Here is a 5,795-nt window from a genome sequence, read left to right on the forward strand (position 1 = left end):
TGTTCGAGATCTTCTTCAACGCTCAGGGCGAGCGGCGGCGGGACCACAAGGTCCGGTGCTACAGTGAAGTCTTCGACCTGCAGGCCTACTCCGCCTTGGAATCGAGTTTCGAGTTCATCGCGGGCTGCCTGGTCGGCGAAGTCGATCGCTTCTTCCTGCTGCCAGGCAAGGCTCACGGCGTCTCGATCGACGTGACCTTGTCTAACGACGGCCAATTCACCGTCGAGGATGTCCATGTGGAGGGCCGCAGCGTGCTTCAGGCTGACGACCCCGCCTATCTTGTTGACAAGCGGATGTATCGGACCCGGTCACAGGCCAGCTTCGAGACGAGCCTCGCCAATGAGATGCTCGTCCCGCTCCGTCTCGCCAAGTTCACCTACAGCCAGCCCGTGCCCGCCGGGGCGATGGTCAAGTTTCCCTACGGGTTCTCGGTGACAAAGGCCGACGCGGCACCGGTAGCGGCCAACGCGGCATAGCCGCGCCGCTATCGAGGCAAGGGGTCAAGGCGCCAGACGGATCAACTGTCCGCTCTGGCGCATCTCCCCATCCATCGGGCGGCGGTCTCCAGGGCTGAGGCGAGCTCGTCGGCGTCTTTGCGTCCCGTTCGTGCTGGCACATGAAAGGCGTGGTCGGCGTCGGCGATCAGATAGAGCGTGGCGCGATCGCCGATTGCAGCGACCGTCTGCTGCAGCAAGTCGAGTTCGGCGAGCGCGTCATGAGATCCCTGCAGAAACAACATCGGAACGGCGACGTCCGACAGGTGTTCGGCGCGGGTAGGAGCCGCGGAGCGCGGCGGGACCGAGCACGCCCGACAGCTGCTCTCCTTCGCCGGGGCGCTGCGGGGTGTCCCCGCTCGAAGGGGTCGGCCGAGACCTCAAGGCTCGGCCGCAGGGGAACGCCTTCCCCCCATTCAGGCGACAGCCAGCTTAGGTCTTCGGGGGCTTTGGCAGCTTGCTAGGAGCGAGACGCTGCAGGTAGGCATGACGGTCATCTGTCGGATCCAACACGCTTCCAACGAGAGCATCGGCCACCTGGCGAGCAAGGCGACGCGCCGCGACGCGCGCGGCGCCGCTAATGACCCCCATCGCGCGGCCATGGACGTATTCGCTGCGTAGGTTGAACAGCTCGCCATAGATCGTCGCAGCGGCGGGATCGTGCAGCAGGGCGCTGATCCGTGCGCTCAGCACCTTTTCCCGGCTCTGATCGGCGCGAAGGCCTAAACTGGCCTCAAGGGCGGTTAGATGCCCGATGAATTCATCGATGCCCTCGCCCAGGAAAGCGGCGACGAGGAAGTGTGCGATCGGCGTGGTGAACAGGTCCGACGCCAAGGCGCGCTCGACAGCAAGCCAGCGCTCGTCGCTGACGACATTGTCAAGGGCGCCGATGGGCGGCTCGAAGTGGAAGGCCGCCGGTCGCTCGTACTCGTCGCCTTCCTCAGTGCCGTCGTCGACGTGCTGCGTCTCCCAAGTCAGGCTGTCGGCTGACGGCAAGGCCGCGGGGCGGACGAACAGATCGTCCTCCACCGTGTAAACCCAAGGGATCTGGAAAGCCCGCCAGTTGAAGTCGGCGTGTTCGACCAGGTCCTCCCAGGGCGCCAGAAGCAGGGCGAAAATCGCCTGCTCAACGACCAAGGGATAGCGCCGCTTATGGGGTTCGATGCGCGCGAAATCCTCTCGGGCGTCGAAGAGGAAGGGAAACGCGCGGCGGCCAGGCTCATGCTCGACGGCGACGCGCTCCCGCACAATGAGCCATCGGAACTGGGCGAAGCGTGGGTCGACCGAGGCGGCTCCGGGGCCAATCGGCGCCAGTAAGGCCCGCAGATCCTCGACCGACAACGATGTCACCATGTTGGGACCGAACCATAGGTCGGGCACCTCGTCGGCGGCGTCCAAGGGGCACAGGTGAATCAGGTTGGTATGTGTCGCCTGAAAAGCCTCCTCCAGGCGCGCCACCGCCGCCGCGATGTCTGGCGGCGGCGCCCCTGGTCGCTGGCCGATGCCAAGACGGTCGAGCGCTGCGCTGAGGGCAAAGTTCAGACCGAATGTGTTGCCGACTTCTGGAAAACGGGCCTGGACGCTCTGCTTAAACGCCACGAAGTCAGGCTCTGAAGAGGAGGTCGCACGCTGCGCGGGATGCCGCGCCAGCGCCTTGAGACACCTGAACAGATCCTCAGAAGCCGTCATCGCCCACGCCGCGGGCCGCCGCTGTCAGCGACGATTGGCAGCGCCTCGGCCGCTCGCATGGCGGTGGCGCGCGCGGCCTGAACGACGGCGGTATGAGCGAGGCTGGGATTATCGCGAATGTTGAGTGGGAGCGGCAGGCCCGAGGCCAGGATCTCCCGCTCCAGGCGCCAGGGGTCGGCGACCTCTCGCCAGGCAACCCGGCAATGATCCGCCATCCAAGCATCGAGGCGCTGCTCGCCGGGATTGGTCAGGGTGTATCTGTCGCCGCTCCCGACCCGGCGCAAGGCGATGTCGAGCTCCCTGGCCAGAAGACAGCCGAGGGTCTTACGCAGCGTGGAGCCGGCAGCGTTGCCGGTGAAATGGGTGCGCAGCCTCTGCCGAAGGGTCGAGCGGGAGGGCGCCCTTCCGTTGGTGGGCGGCTCCTTGGGTGAGATGCCGACGTAGAGCAGCGTCCAACCATCGGCAGCATAGCATCCGCGCGTGTCGATGCCGGCGGGGACTTGGGAAAAGAACCAGGCGTAGACTCCTGCGGCCACCGGCGCGGGGCATGGCCGCGCGATCAGGTCCGCCCGAGACCAGGTCTCGGCGAAGCCAACACGCGGGAATGGATCAACCGCTCCAGCATGGTCATCCACTAGCTTGGCTATCCGCGCACCAGGCCGACAAGCTGGCTGGTCAGGGGCTCCGCCGGAGCCGCCGCAAACCGGTTGTCGATGAGACCGGCGTTCACCCGGCGAAGCGCATCCCAATCCTCAGCCTTGATGGCGGACAGACCCACCTGCACGTGCTTATCGTGAAGTGCTTTGTCGATGGCGACGTAGCGCTCCTCTGCGAGCTGCTCGAAGTGCCCCACCAGGAACGCGGGATGACGCATCATCTCCCCGAGCACCAGCGACCGGATCTGGTTGATGCAGGACTCGGCCTGCTGGTGATCGCCCTGGTCTAGAAACTGGCGAGCCGTGGCCGACAGCTGGTGGACACGAGCACCCAAGGCCTCGTCGGCCAGCTGGCTGGCGATGCCGTCATAAAGCTCCTCGATCCTGGCCAACTCACGACTGATGACCAGGTTCTGATTCTCTGGCGCGCTGCGTAGGCGCGCCACTTCCTGACGGACAAACAAGGACTCTTCGGCCGCCTGACGGCGGACATCAGGGTCGGTCGAGCTCGAAATCGCCGCCTTTTGCGCTTCGACCCGCTGCTTGAGTTTCTGAACGTCAATCCAGGCCGTTTCGCCGAGCACCTCGCCGACGTCTTCAACCGCAGAGCGGGCGTCCTCGAGCAGTCCGTCGGCGAGCTCCGCGCCGTCGTCGCCATCGAAGTTCTTGTGCCCCGCCTTCGGCGAGAAGACCTTTCCCATGTCGAAAACATAGGAGAGTTCGGGGATCTCGATCTTGGCGTCGATCAGCCCGTTGTCGCTCATCGTCCAATCGATGTTGATCGCCTGGCCCTGGCGCAGGGTCTCGCCGCGCTGAAGGTGCTTGTTGGCTTCCAATCGAAACACACCGACAAGCATGCTCAGGTTGGGGTCGGCGACATCATCTGGGGCTTGAAACACCTTGATGTCGATGTAGTCGTCGCCGCCACCAACGATGGACCGGCCAGCACGGAATTTCTCGCGGCCGCTTGCCGGCAGGATGGTGCCCTTGCGGACGATGGGGTGCAGGACCTCGCGGCGAGAGCCGCCCACATCCTGTTCGACAGCCACGCAGATCGTCAGGGTCGCGGGCACGCCGGCGCTGGAGGCGAAGGTGCGGGTGATGACGATCTCGGTGATCTGCGGCGGATGGCCCGGGCTGGTCAGAACAACCCGGAAGCGGTGCTCGCCCGGCTGCGCCAGGGGCAGCTCGACCCGCATCTTCGATTCAAGATCGATATCGCCGGACGACCATCCGTCAAAGCCCTCGACGCGGATGCGGCTGCCCAACACCGGGGCCTGGGTCGTTACGCGCAGGCTGGCCCGATCCTCGGCGATGCGGGCCGGATAGTCATATTTAACGAGCTGACCGGCCTGCGCCTGCTGGGAGGCGCGTGACGACTTGCGTTCGGTCTGATCGCCGGACCAGACCCGGCTCTCGGCATAGATGGCGGCGCCCGTGGCGACGGCGGTCATCGGATCGGTCGTCAGGTCGGCGGGGATGCCCAGGGCTTCCGGTACTCTCTGCCGCACGAGCGGCATCTTCGAGGGCCCCCCGATTAGCACCACGCGATCGAGGTCGCCGGGAACGAACCCGTTGTCCTTGATGACCTTGAGGCAAAGCTCGATCGTGCGTTCGATGCGCGGTGCGACCAGCTTTTCGAGGTCCGCGCGGGTGAATTCGATATCGAGGAATAGCTCCTTGCCCGCCCGATCCTTCAGGCGAAGCTCGTCATCTCCCAGGAAGATGCTGGTGGCTTCTCGGGTGGAGAGTTCGATCTTGGCCTGCTCGACACGCAGCTTCACCCGCTTCAGGAGGCGGGCGAAATCCGGATCGAGCCGGTAGTCCGGCGCTAAGTCGAAGTTCTTTTCGAGCCAAGGCGAGATGATCTCCCGCATCAGCATCTCGTCGAAGTCCTTGCCGCCGAGCATGTTGACGCCCTCGTGGGCGACGATGTTGACCGTGCCGCTGCTGGCCTGGACTAGCGCGACGTCGAACGTGCCGCCGCCCAGGTCGTAGACGAGGAATTGGCCGCTCCGCACGCTCGAGTTCGCCATAGACGCCATGGCTGCGGCGATCGGTTCGTGCAGAAGGCCGACGGGCGAGATTCCGGCCAAGTCGGCCGCCGCGATCGTGGCCTCGGTCTGCATCTGGTTGAAGGCGGCCGGGATCGTGATCACCGTTCCTTCGATGGGCTTGTCTCCTGCCTCCGTCCGGGCCTGTTCGAGGAGCGCGCGTAGGATTTCGGCCGACGCCTCTTCCGGACTGAGGGTGACCGTCTCCTTGGCCAGACGAAGCGGCGTGCTTGTCCCCATCAGTCGTTTGAATTCCCGGGCCACGTTGTCAGGGTTCAGCGCCGCCTGCTCGTAGGCCCGCCGACCGACAAAGCGGTGACCGCGGGGGTCGATGTAGAGGGCGCTCGGCAGCACGTCGGTGCCGTCGGGCGTCTTGAAGAGCCTTAGCTGCGAGCCCTCATGGGCGACGATCGCTGAGTTCGAGGTGCCCAGATCAATTCCGAGATGCATCCACCCCTCCTTGCGAAACTAAGACTTTGCCGAGTTGAATGACCCGTCCGTCGGCCATGACCGTCGGTTCGACCGTCTCGCTGACCAGCAGCGCCGAAGCGCCGACAAAGTCGTCTGCGTTGACGGCGGTCACCGGAAGGCTCGGATCGAACGCCCTGCCCTCGAAGGTCACGAGGCTCAGACCCTGATCCTTCACCAGGGAGTCCAGCTGGGAGCCGGCAAAGCGAGCCTGCGCGGCGACGCGGGCCTGGCTTTCCTGCGGGAGACGATCAACCAAGCGAGCCAAAACCCGGATCAATCTCCAATGATCGACCGCGAGTTTCGAAAAGGCGTCTTCCGAAGACGATGTCATTGGTTCCAGCCTTCCGCGATCGCGCGGGCCTCAGAAGCGAGCCGGTCGGAGTCCCGCCACATTCGGGGAGATGGTCGATCACACGATCTTCAAGCCGGCA

General features: G+C 64.9%; 5 protein-coding genes and 1 pseudogene. 1 reads left to right on the forward strand and 5 read right to left on the reverse strand.

Annotated features, from left to right (window positions below; genetic code table 11):
• A partial coding sequence (locus tag QZV94_RS22455) for a hypothetical protein (RefSeq protein ID WP_293682242.1) occupies nt 1–476 on the forward strand: 476 nt, incomplete at its 5' end.
• 41 nt (nt 477–517) lie between these two features.
• On the opposite strand, the pseudogene QZV94_RS22460 reads toward QZV94_RS22455, so the two are convergent.
• The 5 genes and pseudogenes from QZV94_RS22460 to QZV94_RS22480 form a co-directional block, all read right to left on the reverse strand.
• Nucleotides 518–784 (reverse strand): annotated as a pseudogene (locus tag QZV94_RS22460) (alpha/beta family hydrolase); the annotation flags it as partial.
• A 142-nt stretch (nt 785–926) separates the two neighbouring features.
• Nucleotides 927–2,183 (reverse strand): hypothetical protein, encoded by a 1,257-nt coding sequence (locus QZV94_RS22465; protein ID WP_293682248.1) that lies wholly within the window; start codon nt 2,181–2,183, stop codon nt 927–929.
• Nucleotides 2,180–2,719, reverse strand: a complete 540-nt coding sequence (locus QZV94_RS22470; RefSeq protein ID WP_293682251.1) for a GIY-YIG nuclease family protein — start codon at nt 2,717–2,719, stop codon at nt 2,180–2,182. The genes QZV94_RS22465 and QZV94_RS22470 overlap by 4 nt, the downstream gene beginning before the upstream one ends.
• Nucleotides 2,720–2,826: 107 nt before the next feature.
• The gene (locus QZV94_RS22475; RefSeq protein ID WP_293682254.1) at nt 2,827–5,343 is read right to left on the reverse strand and encodes an Hsp70 family protein; all 2,517 of its coding nucleotides are present in this window, start codon (nt 5,341–5,343) and stop codon (nt 2,827–2,829) included.
• A complete protein-coding gene (locus tag QZV94_RS22480; protein WP_293682257.1) occupies nt 5,327–5,695 on the reverse strand; it encodes a hypothetical protein in 369 nt (122 codons plus the stop codon). Before QZV94_RS22480 ends, QZV94_RS22475 begins: the two co-directional genes overlap by 17 nt.
• Nucleotides 5,696–5,795: the final 100 nt, after the last annotated feature.

It is taken from the genome of uncultured Phenylobacterium sp., assembly GCF_902826855.1.
GTDB lineage: Bacteria > Pseudomonadota > Alphaproteobacteria > Caulobacterales > Caulobacteraceae > Phenylobacterium.

Coding starts and splice junctions, on each gene's coding strand:
- QZV94_RS22465 (WP_293682248.1), bottom strand. CDS start 2,183: ATGACGGCTTCTGAGGATCTGTTCAGGTGTCTCAAGGCGCTGGCGCGG.
- QZV94_RS22480 (WP_293682257.1), bottom strand. CDS start 5,695: ATGACATCGTCTTCGGAAGACGCCTTTTCGAAACTCGCGGTCGATCAT.
- QZV94_RS22475 (WP_293682254.1), bottom strand. CDS start 5,343: ATGCATCTCGGAATTGATCTGGGCACCTCGAACTCAGCGATCGTCGCC.